General features: G+C 68.9%; 14 protein-coding genes. 5 read left to right on the top strand and 9 right to left on the bottom strand.

All coding sequences use genetic code 11. The features are described from left to right. Window positions 1-62: 62 nt before the first annotated feature. From ACIRO3_RS33645 to ACIRO3_RS33635, 3 genes are all read right to left on the bottom strand, one after another. Window positions 63-536, bottom strand: a complete 474-nt coding sequence (locus ACIRO3_RS33645) for a hemerythrin domain-containing protein (RefSeq protein WP_404143180.1) — start codon at window positions 534-536, stop codon at window positions 63-65. A 326-nt stretch (window positions 537-862) separates the two neighbouring features. Beyond that, entirely contained in the window at window positions 863-1276 is a 414-nt protein-coding gene (locus tag ACIRO3_RS33640) for a DUF5133 domain-containing protein (RefSeq protein WP_404143179.1), read from the bottom strand. A 137-nt stretch (window positions 1277-1413) separates the two neighbouring features. Then, window positions 1414-1767, bottom strand: coding sequence for an STAS domain-containing protein (locus ACIRO3_RS33635; protein WP_366000205.1), 354 nt, complete (start codon window positions 1765-1767; stop codon window positions 1414-1416). A 162-nt stretch (window positions 1768-1929) separates the two neighbouring features. Between ACIRO3_RS33635 and ACIRO3_RS33630 the strand changes: the two genes are divergently transcribed. Both ACIRO3_RS33630 and ACIRO3_RS33625 read left to right on the top strand, forming a co-directional pair. Then, window positions 1930-2295, top strand: a complete 366-nt coding sequence (locus tag ACIRO3_RS33630; RefSeq protein ID WP_404143177.1) for a helix-turn-helix transcriptional regulator — start codon at window positions 1930-1932, stop codon at window positions 2293-2295. Between the two features lie 300 nt (window positions 2296-2595). After that, the gene (locus ACIRO3_RS33625) at window positions 2596-4317 is read left to right on the top strand and encodes an RICIN domain-containing protein (protein WP_404143175.1); all 1722 of its coding nucleotides are present in this window, start codon (window positions 2596-2598) and stop codon (window positions 4315-4317) included. Between the two features lie 135 nt (window positions 4318-4452). Here ACIRO3_RS33625 and ACIRO3_RS33620 read toward each other — a convergent pair whose 3' ends face one another. Continuing rightward, window positions 4453-4683, bottom strand: coding sequence for a DUF6480 family protein (locus ACIRO3_RS33620; protein ID WP_404143173.1), 231 nt, complete (start codon window positions 4681-4683; stop codon window positions 4453-4455). A gap of 380 nt (window positions 4684-5063) precedes the next feature. Here ACIRO3_RS33620 and ACIRO3_RS33615 point away from each other — a divergent pair, with 380 nt between their 5' ends. Next, window positions 5064-6587 carry an adenosine deaminase gene (locus ACIRO3_RS33615; protein WP_404143171.1) on the top strand — a complete coding sequence of 508 codons (1524 nt, stop codon included), beginning with the start codon at window positions 5064-5066 and terminating at the stop codon, window positions 6585-6587. A gap of 189 nt (window positions 6588-6776) precedes the next feature. On the opposite strand, the gene ACIRO3_RS33610 is transcribed toward ACIRO3_RS33615, so the two are convergent. From ACIRO3_RS33610 to ACIRO3_RS33595, 4 genes are all read right to left on the bottom strand, one after another. Continuing rightward, entirely contained in the window at window positions 6777-8078 is a 1302-nt protein-coding gene (locus tag ACIRO3_RS33610; RefSeq protein WP_404143170.1) for an HTTM domain-containing protein, read from the bottom strand. After that, window positions 8068-8808, bottom strand: coding sequence for a DUF5819 family protein (locus tag ACIRO3_RS33605; RefSeq protein WP_404143168.1), 741 nt, complete (start codon window positions 8806-8808; stop codon window positions 8068-8070). The genes ACIRO3_RS33610 and ACIRO3_RS33605 overlap by 11 nt, the downstream gene beginning before the upstream one ends. A gap of 126 nt (window positions 8809-8934) precedes the next feature. Further along, window positions 8935-10236 carry an ice-binding family protein gene (locus tag ACIRO3_RS33600; RefSeq protein WP_404143166.1) on the bottom strand — a complete coding sequence of 434 codons (1302 nt, stop codon included), beginning with the start codon at window positions 10234-10236 and terminating at the stop codon, window positions 8935-8937. Between the two features lie 1233 nt (window positions 10237-11469). Next, window positions 11470-12354 carry a helix-turn-helix domain-containing protein gene (locus ACIRO3_RS33595; protein ID WP_404143164.1) on the bottom strand — a complete coding sequence of 295 codons (885 nt, stop codon included), beginning with the start codon at window positions 12352-12354 and terminating at the stop codon, window positions 11470-11472. Between the two features lie 505 nt (window positions 12355-12859). Between ACIRO3_RS33595 and ACIRO3_RS33590 the strand changes: the two genes are divergently transcribed. Beyond that, window positions 12860-13093 carry a hypothetical protein gene (locus ACIRO3_RS33590; protein WP_404143162.1) on the top strand — a complete coding sequence of 78 codons (234 nt, stop codon included), beginning with the start codon at window positions 12860-12862 and terminating at the stop codon, window positions 13091-13093. Between the two features lie 292 nt (window positions 13094-13385). Here ACIRO3_RS33590 and ACIRO3_RS33585 read toward each other — a convergent pair whose 3' ends face one another. Next, complete coding sequence (locus ACIRO3_RS33585) at window positions 13386-13937, bottom strand: GNAT family N-acetyltransferase (RefSeq protein ID WP_404143160.1); 552 nt, start codon at window positions 13935-13937, stop codon at window positions 13386-13388. Between the two features lie 609 nt (window positions 13938-14546). Between ACIRO3_RS33585 and ACIRO3_RS33580 the strand changes: the two genes are divergently transcribed. Beyond that, the coding region (locus ACIRO3_RS33580; protein WP_404143158.1) for an IS630 family transposase at window positions 14547-15069 on the top strand (523 nt) is incomplete at its 3' end.

The raw sequence follows: 15069 nt of genomic DNA, 5'->3' as shown, positions 1-15069 counted from the left end.
ATGACGACCACCGGGAAGGCTTGTCGCGGACAGGCCCGGGCGAGGCAGCCGCAGACCGGCGGTCAGTGCTTGGCGCTGGGGACCGCGAGGGGCTCGCCCGGGGCCTTCTTCTTCGCCTGCTCCATCTGTTCACCGAGTTCGGTGAGGCGGTTGCGGCCCATGGCCTTGCGCACGTCGGGGAACCACTCCTTCTCCTCCTCCTCGACGTGATGGCGGACGTTCTCCATGAGGACGCTCATCTTGGCGTCGAACCGCTCGTCGGCCGCGTCGAGATCCTTGAGTTCGGAAAGCATCCACAGCACGACGTGGTGTTCCTCGATGCTCTCCAGGACGTGGTCCTTGGTGTCGGGCGCGGCCTCCCGAGCGGCCGGATAGAAGATCTTCTCTTCGATCCAGGTGTGCGTGGTGAGTTCCTCGATCACCTTGTCCGCGATTCGCCGCTTCTCGGCGTGAGCGGTGTCGTCCGCCTTCTCGAACTGCTTGAACAGCTTCTCGACGGTCTTGTGGTCTTCCTTGAGCAGCACGATCCCGTCCATCAACCAACGCCTCCTGGCTTCGCCGTATCGGGTGGCGAAACTGGCCGCCATCCCTGACGCCGTGTACCCGGCGCACGATCGTGTCGCTCCTCGGCAGGGAGGGATGGGCCCGGACGGGTGACACGCCTACGCCGTCCGCTCAGACGAAGGCGCGCAAGGCGGACCCGGCGGATCGGATCAGCGGACCCGGCGGATCGGATCAGCAGGCGCGGCAGATCGGATCAGCGGGCGCGCCGATCGGATCAGCGGGCCGTTACCGGCCGCCCGACGGGGCGGCCACCTCCCACTCCGTGCCCGGCAAACCCGCGCGCCTCCCGGCAGGATGCTCAGGCTTCGAGCTCGGTGTATTGGACGGCATCGCTCACCGCGGCGTGGGCGTTGGGTCGGCCCATGAGGACGCACAGGGTGAACAGGCTGTCCTCGAAGTCCCTGCGTGTGACCGGATCGGTGGGGTTGGCGGTCAGGCGCAGGCGGGCGTCGAAGAACCGGCCGAGGGCCCGCTCGGCATCCACTCGCAGCGGCATGAGAGGGGGCTCGTGGTGCGTGGTGGGCGCGCCGTCTCGTGTACGGGCAGCCTGGACGGCCTGACGCACAGCACGATCGACACGGGACGGCAGGGGTGTGCCACGGGAGGCGGCGTACATCGCTCCGGCCAGTTCAGGAGGGGACAGGCCTTCGCGTATCGCGGCGGTGGTGAGGATGTGTTCGGCGACGCGGGCCGGGGCGGGGGTGGTCGCCATCAGGGTTCCCACCGCCCACGCCGACGCCTCCCGAGGAGAGACGGGTATGCGGGTGGTCCGGAGGGCATCGGCCCTGTCGGTGAGGGGGCGAGAGGCGGGTGTGGTCATGGCGATCACCGATCTTCGACGAAACACGATCACGTGAGCACGAATGTGGTGTCGGTGAGGTGGAGAAGTCGCCGCACGGGGCGCCCGGCGGCGGTGACGCGCAGTCCCCGGCCGGCTCGTCGTGCCGTCTCGCTGACGGTCAGGAGGGCGTTGAGGCCCGCGCAGTCGCAGAAGGACACCTGCCGGAGGTCGAGGAGCAGGGTGGCGCGATGAGAGGCGAGGGCGATCAGGAGGGTGTCGCGCAGGACGCCGGCGGTGTGCAGATCGATCTCTCCGCTCACGCAGACGTGGACCGTCCCGGGCGCCCCGGCCACCACGCCGATCTCGATGCAGCCGGCCGTCGTGGAGCTTTCGAGGCGGGGGTCGCACATGATCCCGGTCATGTCTTGCCTCCCGGGTGGGTCTCCGGTGGGTCTCCGGTGAGTCCTTTCGGTGGGTCTCCGGCTTCTCCACACCTTCAACAGCATGGTCGGCAGCCGGCCAACATACGTCAAGAATTACGCGAAATACAGGACGTATATACAAAGAAGGGGCATGCTGGATCCATGGGTGCCGAAGGACTCCACCGGGCTCCGTGGACGTTCCTGACCAGCCACGCTCGCGTACTCTTGGCCCTCGACCGAGACCCCGAAGTACGCCTGCGGGACGTGGCCGCGACTTGCCACCTGACGGAACGGACCGTCCAGGCCGTCGTCGCCGACCTGGAAGAGGCCGGATACCTCACCCGGGTACGCGACGGCCGCCGCAACCGCTACCAGATCACCCAGGGCGCGAAATTTCGCCATCCGGCCGAAGCCGACCGCGACATCGCCGAACTCCTCGACCTCTTCGGACACGGCCCCCGCCCCGGGAGGGCCCACGCGCCCCACCCCGACACCCACAAAGACCGACCGGGCGACCGACACGGGTGACAGGGCGACCGGGCGACCGACACGGGCGACCGAGACGGGCGCGGGCACTGACAGACGACGGACCTTGTAGGAGCCGGCGGGGAACCCGTTTCGGCTGGGGCTCAGCCTCTGTGGCGATCTCCCGAAGCCAGGGCCCCGGCGCGCTACGCCGCCGGATAACCCGTGGTGTGGTGCAGGGAATTGTTCGGCCGCGATCGTCGCTGACATCGGGTCAGCAAGGGGAGCCTTCCTGTCCACTTCGTTACGGGAGCGCAACGGTGGAGGTCAGGGGCATGGGGAGGGACCCCATAGTCTTCTGCGATGAAACCTGTACTCGGGCGCGTGCGGCGCCTGTTCGGCCTGTCTTTGGGGATGGCGATCGCCGCCACCCTGCTCATACCGGTACAACAAGCATCCGCGGCCACCCCGCTGGCCGAGGTGGACGGGTCGTTCACCCTCACCCGCGTAGGCGGCAACAAGCAGAACCTCATCGATTCGGCCGTGGCGGCCGGCGTGCAGCGGGCCTCGGTCTCCGAGGTGCTGAGCGAACACGACGGTGTTCCCGGCCTGTGCCACGGCACGGGACTGAACGGAACCATGCGGTACGACGGGTACTGCTGGGATTCCGAGCTGGACAACAGCAACTACGCCAATCCGGCGGGCGGCTGGATGCCGCAGGGCATCGCCGGGGCTCACGCCGCCACCGACGACGGCCTCTACCAGGGGCTCTCCTCCCTCAACGTCTCGTCCTGGTACTTCGGGACGTGGGTCTCCGGCAGAAAGCCGACCACCGTCGAGGAATACAGTCGGGTCACCCTCACGCAGGCGTTCAACAACTCGGTCTCCTTCGGCCACATCGCGCTCGTCGAGCCGATCAACGGCGGCTTCAAGCCGCTGACGTACCTCTCCCACGCGGATGGCATCGCCTGGTACGAGGACAAGCTGTTCGTCGCCAACGGCATGGAGCTTCAGGTCTACGACCTGCGCAACCTCTGGCGCATGAGTGATACGAGCAGCTCCGCCACCGGCCTGTCCGGCGGCAAGAGCTCGGCGCGCAAGCACCGGTGGGCACTGCCCCTCGTCGCCCGGTACACGACGAAGAACGACGCCCAGATCGACACCGACCCGCAACCCTTCGGTGCGGGCGGGCACCGTGCCTGTAATCCCACCCTCGGACCGCTGTGCCTCAGCAACCTGAGCGTCGACCGCTACACGCACAAGATGATCTCGGTGGAGGCCCTCGACAAGGGCGGTGCGCGGATCGTCAACTGGGACCTCCCCTCTCTCGCGGCAAGCCCGGAGTCGCCCCGGGTGGTGTCGTCGGGGAAGGTTCTGACGAGCCCTGTGTGGGGCATCAACGGCATAGCCCGGGACGGGGCGACCGGCAACTACTTCATGACCGGAGCCTGTCCCGCCACCGGATACCCGATGGGCGACACCAACGACAAGTACGGGTGTCTTCACACGGCCAAGCCCGGTGAGGCGCCGCGCGTCATCTCCCAGACGCCGAAGCTGCCCCAGGGCCTCTCCTGGGACTGGCGGGCCCAACGTCTGTGGGGTCTCAACGAGGCCCTGGGGGGACAGCGCGTGGTGTACACGCTCGAACCGTACGCGGGACGGGTGGACTCCTCCGGCTTCGGCTGGCTCGTCGATCCCTACCGGCCCGGCTTCATCTGCGCCACGCCTCAGGGCGACAAGATCGACAATGGCACCCCGGTGACGATATGGCCGTGCACGGGTTCGGAATCCCAGAGGTGGAAGCTCGACAACGGCCTCCTCGTACACAAGGCCAGCGGAAAGTGCCTCACCCCGCAGGGCAACGGAGCGAACGTCAACGGCGCCCTGCTGACGCTGTGGACCTGCAATCCGGCGAGTGACGTCCAGAAGTTCTCCCAGAGCGACGGCAGGATCCTCAACGCCTACGGGAAGGCCATCACGCCGAAGGGCAACACCCTCGACAGCGGGGTGTGGCTCACCCTCTGGAGCAAGGACCCGGCCGAAGCCGAGAACGTGTACCAGAAGTGGCACGTGCGCGACTTCTAGACGGTACCGAACGGGGCCGGCCCCTCCTGGGGCCGGCCCCGTGGCGTGTCCGAACCGAGTCGGGACCCGACAGACAGCCGGCACGGTGCCCACGAAATCGCGGCACCGCCCGCACCAGGGCCTACCGACCGGCGGTCACAGATTCAGGATGATCGCGTAGGCGAGGAAGAACAGGGCGCAGACCACGGCCAGCAGACAGATCAGTACGAGGGGGCCCTTGCCCCACCCCCGCGAGAGGGGTCGGTAGGGGCCGGCGCCCGAGCCGGTGCTCGCCTCGCCCTCGGGCGTTTCCCCCGGGGGCATCCCACGACCCGCGAGTGCCTCCGGGGGCGGCTGCGGGTCCGGGTCGGGAACAGGTGCGGACATCTCGATCAGCCTCCTCAGGCTCCGTACGCTGCTTCGCGCGCACGTGCCGGCAGAGCGGCAGGGTCGCGCGGAGGACGGGTCCGCTGCGCCCAGCGGCATCGGTGGGCAGCGAAGGGTTCGGTGTCGATGCGCTTCTTCGTGCCCCTGCCCATTTCCGGCAGGGGAACACCGAGACCCACCCACGCACGCGAGCAGCGCGTTGATCGGCCCCCCGCCCGCGCGACCGCCGCCTGCCGCCGGATCACCGTCGAGGGGTGGCCGGTCCTGGCAGGTCCGCCCCTGGGCGGAACGATCCTTCAGGGGCTTTGCGGGTGACGCCCGCCAGGATCCCGGCCCCGCGTACCGTGCCGCCGCAGCCTGCTTCACCAGCATGGTGTCCCGTGATTCCCTCCCCCCTGATCGGCGCTCTCGGCGCCCTCGCCCTCCTCGCCCCCGCCACCGCGTACGCGGCCCCCGCTCCCCTCGCGTCGTCGTCGCCCACCCCGGACCGGTCGGCAGACTTCTTCGCCGGTCTTCCCAAGGGCGGTGACCTGCACAACCACCTGTCCGGTGCGGTCACCACCGAGTTCCTGATCGAACTCGCCGCCGACGACGGCCTGTGCATCACCACTGACACCACCACCGCGGTGGCTCCTCCGTGCGGCCCCGGCACCCGCCCCGCCGCCGAAGCCGTCACCGACAGCGCGTTCCGCCGGCAGGTCATCCGCGCCTGGTCGATGCAGGACTTCCCGGCCGACGGCAACGGCCACGACCACTTCTTCGCGACCTTCGGCAAGTTCGGTGAGGTGACCTGGCGCCACCCCGGCCGCATGCTCGCCGAAGTCGCCAACACCGCCGCCCGGCAGAACCAGTTCTACCTGGAAACCATGATCTCCCCGGCCTCCGGCCAGGCCCGGGACCTCGCGGACAAGGTGGGCTACGACCCCGATCTCGACAGCATGCACGACAAGCTCCTGGCCGACGGGGCCCTGGACACCGTTGTCCGCCGGGCCCGCGCCGACGCCGACGCCACCGACACCGAGTTCCGCAGCGCCGCCCACTGCGACACCTCCCGGCCCGACGCCGCCTGCTCCCTGCCGTACCGGTGGATCTCCCAGGTGGGCCGTTTGGGCACCCCCGAGAGGGTCTTCACACAGATGGCGCTCGGCATGCGCCTGGCCGAGCGGGACCCGCGCTTCGTCGCCGTCAATCTCGTCCAGCCCGAAGACGGCGAGGTCGCCCTGCGCGACTACCGCCTGCACATGCGGATGCTGAACTACCTCAAGTCCCGGTACCCCCGAGCCCACATCACCCTGCACGCGGGCGAATTGGTGCCCGGCCTGGTCAAGCCCGAGGACCTCACCTTCCACATCCGGGAAGCCACCCGGACGGGCCGCGCCGAACGGATCGGGCACGGCGTATCCGTCCTGCACGAGGACGGCTGGGAATCCCTCATGCGCGACATGGCCGACCGGCGCATCGCCGTCGAGGTCCCCTTCCACAGCAACGAGCAGATCCTGCGCGTCTCCGGCGACGCACACCCCTTCGCCACCTACCGCCGCCACGGCGTACCCGTCGTCCTCGCCACCGACGACCCGGGCATCTCCCGCGTCGAGATCACCGACGAGTACCGACGCGCGGCCGACACGTACGGACTGGACTACCCCGAGCTGAGGGACCTGGCCCGGGCCTCCCTGGAACACTCCTTCCTGCCGGGCCGCGGCCTGTGGAACCGTGACGTCCGCACCGGCTACCGGCCGGCCGGCCCCTGCGCGGGCGAACGTCAGGGCAACGGGCGACCGGGCGAGCGTTGCGCGGCCTTCCTGGACCGGAACCTGAAGGCACAGGTCCAGTGGCGGCAGGAAGCGGCGTTCCACCGCTTCGAGACCACCCACGCCCACACGACCCACCCCGGCAACCACTGACCGGCCGGGCCGCCCGGGCCGCGTACCCGACGGCCTCCCCGGACGCTGCGGGCGGACGGGGGGCCAGGTGACGGGCGCGCTCAGAGGTCTGGACGACACCCTTGGCGGTTGCCCGTGGTGCTGCCCCGAACAGGGGCCGCACCACGGCGGGCACGGTCCACACCCCGCACTGCGGTCCGCGCGGGTTGGTCAGCTCTGCTCGGATGCGAGCCCGGTGGCCGGCCTGGTGTCCTGCGCGGCGCCCTGCTTGGTGTCCTGCGCGGCGCCCTGCGTGGCGCCCTGCGTGGTGTCCTGCGTGGTGTCCTTCTGTGCGGGAACGGCTCGATGCGTGGGTCCGGGTACGGCGGGCCTGCCCTGCGAAGGTACGGATGCGAATGACGCCGCTCGGCCGGGGGCCGGCCGCCACGTCCCGGTGCGCTGTGCTGCGCGTCGCCACAGGTGGGGCAGGAAGGCGTAGAAGCGGTCGGGAAGGAACACGGCGTCCGCAATGATCATCGCGCCGGAGAACAGGGGCAGCCCCAAGAGCACTGCGATGCCGATGTGCATGCCCAACAGCACCGTCAGAACGGGGTACTTGAGCTTGCCGAAGAGCACGAACGGGAAGGCGACCTGCAGGAGCACCGTCACATGGCCGGCGATCGCGATCAGCATCGGGTACTCGTCCACGAAGTGGGAGAGCGCGGGCCAGGGCTGGAAGAGTTCGAGGTTCAGCGCGTAGTGGAGAGCGGTGCCGCCGCCCCAGGTGGATCCCTGGACCTTGTACAGGCCGGCTGATCCGTAGAGGAAGCAGACCTGCGCCGCGATGACGAGGATGCCGCAGTTGTGCACCACCGTCGTCAAGGTGGTGCGGGAATCCCGGAGTTGTCGTGCGTAGAGGCTCCTCGTCGGCTCGGGCGCGTCGCCCGCACGTGCTGCCTTGAGTCGGTTTCTGCGTGCGTCCAGGGACCAGCGCCGACCGCAGGCCGTGAGGACGAGGTAGAGGGCCATCAGCAGGATCAGGTTGTCGCCCCCGTCCGTCATGAAGATCGACCTGGCATGGAACGAGCTCACCACCACGGCGAAGAGCACGGACATGGCGCGGGTCCGCCAGCCCAGCATGAACAGTGCGGACGTGACGACGGCCATCACGTAGCAGAGTTCGAAGTAGGCGCGACTGTCGGACAGGGTCAGGACGCTGTTCCAGCCCGTCTGCGCGAAGAGCTGCTGTGCCAGCGCCGGTGTCCAGGGGGAGCCGGGGCCCCAGATCTCGTCACGGTGCGGGAACTCGCGCAGCAGGAAGCTCAGGTAGAGCAGCCCGTAACCGATACGCAGAACGGACGCGGCGTAGAGGGAGATCGGCCGGTCCGTGAGGAGCGCGCGCAGAGCGCCGATCTTGTCGAGGAGCCACCGGTGGGCGGCGCCGGTCATCGAAGCCGGCGGGTGCTGCGGACGCTGAGGGTGCTGGGGGTGCTGGGGGTGCTGGGGGTGCTGGGGGATCTGCTCATTTCCCATGGGAGGTCGCCTTCCACCAGGGCAGGAGCCGGTCCTCGGTGGGCACCGGCGGGCTGTTCCCGGCCGGTGTGCCGGGCGCGGCGACGGGCAGTGTGACGACCCGAAGCTGAATGAATTCGAAAGGGCCGCCGTCGTTGTGGGCGGCGACGCGGTCCGCGGCGATGTTGCGCAGGTACGTCTGCAACATCGCGGCCCGTTCCGAGCGTGCCGTGTCGCTTCCTCCGTGTGTCTCGACGTACGAAGTCCAGGCGCGGCGCAGAAGGTTCTGGGACGTGTGGCTCGGAAACACGTTGTGGTCGACTGCGGAATGGTCCACGGCAGCCAGGTCGAACCACGGCGTCACCCGAACCGATCCGTCGGAGTCGGTGTGTGCGGTTCTCACCAGAATCTTTCGATTGGCGGAATCGGGGTCCGGGGCGAACAGTCGCCAATTCTGTTCGAAGAGCGGGTACACCCATCCGTTGACCTGTGCGGCGTACCGCCTCGATACCGGATTGGAGGGAGCCACGTGAAGAAACACCATGACGACATGGATCAAAGCCGCTACCAGACAGAGGACTACGGCGGTGTGCAGCCCTGCTTTCAATGCGCGAATGCCCCTGGGCGACGTACCCGGCCTGATCGCTTCGTCATGGCACTCCTGGGCGGCCGGACCGATATCGGACTGATGGAGTTCCTTCACGTCCGCAGATTCAATTCCGCTCGACACCGCCCACCCGGTCTTTCTCATGTCTGCTGTTCGCCTGAGGTCTCTGCGACTCGCGCCCACGGCGCACGGCGCACGGCGCACGGCGGATTCGATGAGGATTCCGCCGCGCGCCGTCAGCCGATGAACGGGCTTCGTGCAGCCTGCTGCCTAGCCCTCGTGGCCTTCGTGACCCTCGGCGCCTTCTTGGCCCTCGTGGCCCCCGGGCTTGTTGCCGTAGCCGTAGTGGTCGCCGGGCTTCCCGTCGTGGCCGTGGCCCTGGTCGTCGCCCGGCTTACCGGGTCCCTCGTCGTGCCCGTTGTCCGGCCCGCTGTGCTCCGGGCCACCGTGCTCCGGGCGGCCCTGGCCCGGCCAGCCGTGGTCCGAGCCGCCGGGCTGACCGCCGTGCCCGCCCGTGACGTTTCCGCCGGTGATGGTCCCGCCGGTGGTGTTGCCGCCGGTCGTGTTCCCACCGGTGCTGTTGCCGGCCGTGTTACCCGCGGTGTTTCCGGAGGTGTTGCCGGCGATGTTCCCCGAGGTGCCGCCGGACACGAGGTCGACGATCGGTCCGCCCAGGAGGCCGCCACCGATCAGACCCACGGTCGTACCGGTCGTCGATCCGCCGGTCGGCGTTCCGGTGGTACCGGTGGTCGTACCCGTGGTGGTGCCGTTGGTCGCACCCGTGGTCGTACCCGTGGTCGTGCCGGTCGTTGTTCCGCCGGTGGAGCACCCGCCGAGGAAGATCCTGTTGTTGTTGAGCGTCACCTCGCCGTTACGAGCCAGCGCCCGGCCCTCGATGTTCGCCCCCTGATTCACGAAGATGGAGGTCAGGGCCATGATGGTGCCGACGAAGGTGGAGGTGGTGCCGAGGGTCGCCGAACTCCCGATCTGCCAGTACACGTTGCACGGCGAAGCGCCGTTCGTGAGGAGGATCCGGCTGCTGGACGCCGTGGTCAGGGCTTCGGGAACCTGGAACACCCAGACCGAGTTGGGGTTCCCCCCGGCGTTCAGGACCAGGTCGCCGGTCAGTCCGACACCGGACGTGGCCCTGTGGACGCCGGGAAGCAGCTCCTGGCCCCCGCCGATTCCGGCCGCGAGCGCGAAGTCCGGTGCCTGACCGCCCAGTTGGCCGGCCGCTTGGTTGTACGCCACGATCAGATCGCTCTTGGCCTGAGCAGCGGCAGCGTCCGCGGCGTGCACTGCGCCGAGCACCAGTCCGGGCGGGAATCCGGTGATGGCCGGGTTCGGGTGCGTGCCGAGGTCGTGGTCGAGCACCGAGGGGCCGGTGTTCGTGACTCCCTGACCTGCCAGAACGGAGTAGCTGGCGGTGGTGCCCAGCGGTACGGGCGTCGCGATGGCCATTGCCTGTGTCGGCAATCCGGCGACCATCACAGCGGCAACCGTGACGGTGACGGCCGAGGACAGCCAGCCGGACAGAGTGCGGCGCCGAGCCGCTTGGATTTTCAGCTTCATCAAGAGGCCATTTCCTGTGTGGGGCCGTGGCGTGCCGGGCTCACCGTTCACTTGGGAAGCCCTGGTGTGTCGCTGGCGCATATTACGCAGGAAATTTCACGCACCAACAATGGGCAAGGCGCGGAGGGGGGATTAATACAAACACACCCCATGGCGGAAATTGCGCTGACAATAATCAGACTCACACTGCCGATGATCCGACATACCCCCCGAATGGACAGAGCTCGATTAACTCACAAGAGGCGGCACCGCACACCTGCCCCAATAAATCCGACTGCCGCACATGCAGCTGTACCGCCAATCGGGCGATCTCGGGACCCGGCGAGGGCGGGCGTGGCGGCATTTCGTCGTCAATTGACTCCACACCGCCCCACTGACCTGGGGCTTTACCAAAGGGGGACGACGGGGAATTCAACGCCTCGCCATGAGACCGGGCAGCACTCGGTGCCGGGCGTCCAGCTCGCCTGAGCCGGAAGCCTTCACGAAGGAAGGCCGGGGGCAGTACACCCGGCAGCACACCACCACGACCACGGCGTCAGGGACGCCAACCCAACCGCCGAGAAGGTCGTTCGTGACCTGGGCGCGCCTTCGACGGTCCGTTCGGTGGGGGTACGCGCGGGGCGGCCGACTTCTCGGCCGGCTGCGCGGCGGCGGTCTCCTCCTGCGCCCGGGCGGCCGGGTGGGGTGCGGGAACGTTCCCGAACGGGCGCTGCTGCCACGGGCTGTAGGCAGGCTCCTCTCCGTCCAGGGCCCGGGACATGGGCGGTCAAGGCTGCGGGGATCGGCATGCGGGGCGTAGGCGTAGGCGTTGGTGACGGCGACGGCGACGGCGACGGTCAACCGCTGCGCGGAGCCGACCGGCCTTGCGTAGGCGTGGGTGGGGCGGCCCTCGGAGATGTCGCGGGCCGACGGCCACGCCTCCTGCAGTCCCGCAGGGCCGCCCGCGCCACGACGTCGCGTTGGCGGCCCGGCTGATCAGGGGTGGGCCACGGCCGGCCCGGCAGGCATCGATCCCCCGGTACGCGAGCCGGTCGCGTAGACCGTGTGGGCGGTCCGTACGGGCAATCCGTACGGGCGGTCCGCGCGGGCAGACCGTACGGACTGCCCACACGGGGGATGACGCCCGCATCCGCGCCCTGCCGGCCACCCCGGCGACTGTCGCGGAGAGTGCCACGCTTCTGTACCTGCGCGAGTGTCTGTACGCGAAACGGTGACCTGCGGCTGGTACGGCGCTCACGGCCGGTCGGTAAGCGATGCGGAGGCCAGGATCTCCTCGGAGGCATGCGTGATGAACCGGCGGGTGCTGTCCGGGTCCAGGGCCTGAGCCTGAAGGTGGTCGTACATGACGCTGTAGTGCCGCACGTCGGATCGTTTCTCCAGATACAGGTCGCTGGTGAACCGTTCCAGATACACCGTGGCGGCACCGGCTACTTCTGCCTCGAAGTGAAGGATGGAGAACTGCCCCGAGACGCCCGGGTGGGCCCCCACGTCGTGCGGGAGGACCTGCACGGTGATGTGTGGCTCGGTACTGAGTCGGTTCAGGTACTCCAGTTGTTCGCGCATGATCTCCGGGCCGCCGACCACGCGGCGCAGCGCGGATTCGTCCAGCACGACCCACAAGCGGAAGGGGCGGGCCGGATGGTGGGTCCGGTGCTGACGACGCAGCCGGACCTCCAGACGCGTGGCGATCTGTTCGGCCGTCGCCAGAGGGATCGTTTCCTCCATGACGGCTCGGGCATAGGCGGGCGTTTGCAACAGGCCGGGGATCACCAGGGGCTCGTAGGAACGGATCGAGGCGGCTTCCGTCTCCAGGCCGATGTAGACGGAGTACGGGACCTCGCCGCAGGCCGTCCACCAGCCCTGTCGGTCCGCTTCCGTGGCCATCCGCATCAACGAGTCGATGACCTGCGGGTCGGTGACCCCGTAGAGGCCGCACAGGTCCCGCACATCGCGGGGCTTGATGGTGCGGCGGCCGTTCTCCAAGTGGCTGATCTTGGGCTGGGAGATCAAGAGTCGCTCGGCCACCTGCGTACTCGTCAGGCCGCTGGCCAGTCGGAGCAGGCGCAGCTCCGCGCCCAGCCGACGCCGCCTGACGGTCGGATTTCCGTTCACCGCCACGGGCGGGTCTACCTCCGGCTCGGGACTCTCTACCAGCCGCGGGAATGCCGCGGCCGGGCCCGGAACGACCGCATCCGCCGTGCAGAAACGATCAACGAGCCCTGCAGTCGAGTGTCAGGGCACACGGACGGGCCTGCGTGCACAGCCCGATCAGAATTCACCCGCATGCCATGGCCCTTCACCCATCTGCCCGAAAAGTTCGGTTATCCGGCAAGCCCGGGTGTGGGGGCGCCGCGCCGCCAGAAGTCTGACGATGCACCACCACCCCCTCGGCGGCCCGGACCCGCGCCGGGCGGCAACCCGCAAGAGAACAGGGCCCTTTCGGTGACTACCCGCGTCTGGTTGGGGCGAGGAGCAGGCGGGGGCCGGCTCGGGTTCGAAGCAATGCCGGTCTTGTCGTGGACTCGGGCCCGCCTGGGTTGCCATTGCGTCCAAGGCCTGCCTGAACGTGGAGCCATCGGCGGCCGGTGGGTGGGCGGTGAGGCGTGCTGAGGTGAGGGTGAGGGTGAGCCGACCGCAGCAGCGCACGCACGCCGGTTGTGACTTCGGCTCCGGGCTGGGAGCCGGCACGGGATCGCCCGCCCCGTCCCAGGTGCCGGGCCGGGCGGCGCCCGACGCCTACCTCGACCCACCGTTCTTCCGCCGGGCTTTCGCCCAGGAGCTGCCCGCCTCCGCGACCGCACAGATGGCCGGGACGCAGCGACCGGCCGCGTTCGCGACCCTCACGCAGGCCGCTTGATGGGCAGCGCTACACCGTCGGCACCGCCGTTCTGCCTTTCGGAGACGCGCGGGTCCATGAGATCGGAGCGCTACCCATCACCCTCGACGGCGCATCCAGGGCGTCGAACGCGCCCGCCCGCTCGGCGCGGATTGCGTCGTACCCGTCCACTACGCACCCCGGGCAGACTTCTCGCGAGGCCGCCAGGCCACCAAGCCGCCAGGCCGCCAGGATGTCGTCACGGCCTTCGAACAGGCCGGCCTCACCGGCTCCACACTCCACTCCGGGTCATGTGGCTTGCGCCGGCGGGCGTTCAGCGTGCGACGTACGCCCATTCCTCGCGCAGCATTCCGAACAGCACGGTGTCATAGCGTCTACCCGCCACCAGCGTGGTGGACCTACGTCGCCCCTCCTCGCGGAAGCCCGCCTTGGCGAAGGCGCTTACAGCCCGCTCGTTGCCGCTCCAGGTGTCGAGCTCGATCCGGTTGAGCCCGAAAACCCCGAACAGGTGCCCCACCAGCAGGCGCAGCGCCTCGGAGCCATGACCACGGCCCCAGCGGTCCCGCTCGCCGATGGTGACACCCACCGTGGCCAGCCCGGCAATGGGGTCCAGATCACGGTAGTCCACCATGCCGATCACCGTGCCCTCGGCCAGATCCTCGACCGTGAAGACGGCCGACTCCCTCGGGTTCAGGTGAAGCATCGTTTCGAACCCGAGCGCAACGGCCTCTGTCGTGACCGGCCCGAAACACGGGTTGCCCGCGGCAGCCCAGTGGACCACCTCCGGGTCATTGCGCCACCGAACGTGGTGCTCGGCATCCTGGGCACGAAGTGCGCGGAGCCGGACCAGCTTTCCTTCGATCATGCAACAGATCATAGGGAAGACCGCTCGCTGGTGATCTTGTAATACCTCCGCCTGGGTCGAACCGAGGCGAGACACCGCCTGGCGTGCCGAGGCCGCGCCGATGACGGGTGTCCCGGCGGGGAAGGTCGAGACGGTTTCACCGCAATGCCTGTCAGGGTGAGGGCGAACGCCGGTTGCCGTCAGGGTCGTGCCGATGGTGTGCGTGATCAGTCGAGCCGCCAAGTATTCGAGACGGGCAACCCGTTCAGCTGCTCGTGCTGAGCGGATCCGCTCTGCCCCGTACGGATAGGCGACGGTACGTCGGCAGTCGGTGTGTGACCAGGCCAGGGCGGGTGGAGCGTGCTGATGGGGCCTCGGTTGTTCCGGGGGGCCAGGTGCGGTTGACCGCACCCTGCCCCGGGCGGTGCGAGCATGCCGCATCCCGAGGGGAATGGCTCGGCCGGCGGCCGGCAGGCTCGCGTACGCGACCTACACGCCCCCTCGCACCGCCCTGGCCAGGCACTGCTAGTGACCTGGTTTTGAGGTCTTGGTTCGCCTCATGAGTCGTGTTCTGTTTCAGATCTTGGGTTCTGCCTGACGGGGCCGGGGTCGGTCCGGTGTCCTGACGGGATGGGCGATAACAGGCTGCCGCCAGTGGTGCTGTCGGAGGCCGAGCGGCTGACGCTGGAGAACTGGGCCAGGCGACGCACGACTGCGCAAGGCTTGGCCCAGCGAGCGCGGATCGTGCTCGCGTGCGCACGAGGGTGGAACAACACCGCGGTCGCCGCACGGCTGGGCACGGAACGCAAAACGGTGGCCAGGTGGCGGACCCGGTTTCTGCGGGACCGCCTCAACGGCCTGTCGGACGAGCCCAGGCCGGGGGTGCCACGGACCATCACCGACGATCAGGTGGAAGAGGTGGTGGTCCGCACCCTGGAGGAGACCCCTCCCGGCGGGACGCACTGGTCGAAGCGGGAGCTGGCCAAGGTCGTGGGGATCTCCCCGGCGAGCGTGCTGAGGATCTGGCACGCCTTCGGCCTGCAGCCGTGGCGGACCGAGACGTTCAAGATCTCCCCGGACCCGTTCCTGATCGACAAGGTCCGGGACGTCGTCGGCCTCTATCTCGCCCCGCCGGCGAATGCAGTGGTGTTCG

The sequence above is a fragment of the Streptomyces sp. NPDC102278 genome, from assembly GCF_044766345.1.
Classification (GTDB): Bacteria; Actinomycetota; Actinomycetes; order Streptomycetales; family Streptomycetaceae; genus Streptomyces.
The sequence above is the reverse complement of the archived record's forward strand: the minus strand, read 5'-3'. Positions and strand labels throughout refer to the sequence as shown.

Coding starts and splice junctions, on each gene's coding strand:
- ACIRO3_RS33645 (WP_404143180.1), bottom strand. CDS start 536: ATGGACGGGATCGTGCTGCTCAAGGAAGACCACAAGACCGTCGAGAAG.
- ACIRO3_RS33640 (WP_404143179.1), bottom strand. CDS start 1,276: ATGGCGACCACCCCCGCCCCGGCCCGCGTCGCCGAACACATCCTCACC.
- ACIRO3_RS33635 (WP_366000205.1), bottom strand. CDS start 1,767: ATGACCGGGATCATGTGCGACCCCCGCCTCGAAAGCTCCACGACGGCC.
- ACIRO3_RS33630 (WP_404143177.1), top strand. CDS start 1,930: ATGGGTGCCGAAGGACTCCACCGGGCTCCGTGGACGTTCCTGACCAGC.
- ACIRO3_RS33625 (WP_404143175.1), top strand. CDS start 2,596: ATGAAACCTGTACTCGGGCGCGTGCGGCGCCTGTTCGGCCTGTCTTTG.
- ACIRO3_RS33620 (WP_404143173.1), bottom strand. CDS start 4,683: ATGTCCGCACCTGTTCCCGACCCGGACCCGCAGCCGCCCCCGGAGGCA.
- ACIRO3_RS33610 (WP_404143170.1), bottom strand. CDS start 8,078: ATGGGAAATGAGCAGATCCCCCAGCACCCCCAGCACCCCCAGCACCCC.
- ACIRO3_RS33605 (WP_404143168.1), bottom strand. CDS start 8,808: ATGAGAAAGACCGGGTGGGCGGTGTCGAGCGGAATTGAATCTGCGGAC.
- ACIRO3_RS33600 (WP_404143166.1), bottom strand. CDS start 10,236: ATGAAGCTGAAAATCCAAGCGGCTCGGCGCCGCACTCTGTCCGGCTGG.
- ACIRO3_RS33585 (WP_404143160.1), bottom strand. CDS start 13,937: ATGATCGAAGGAAAGCTGGTCCGGCTCCGCGCACTTCGTGCCCAGGAT.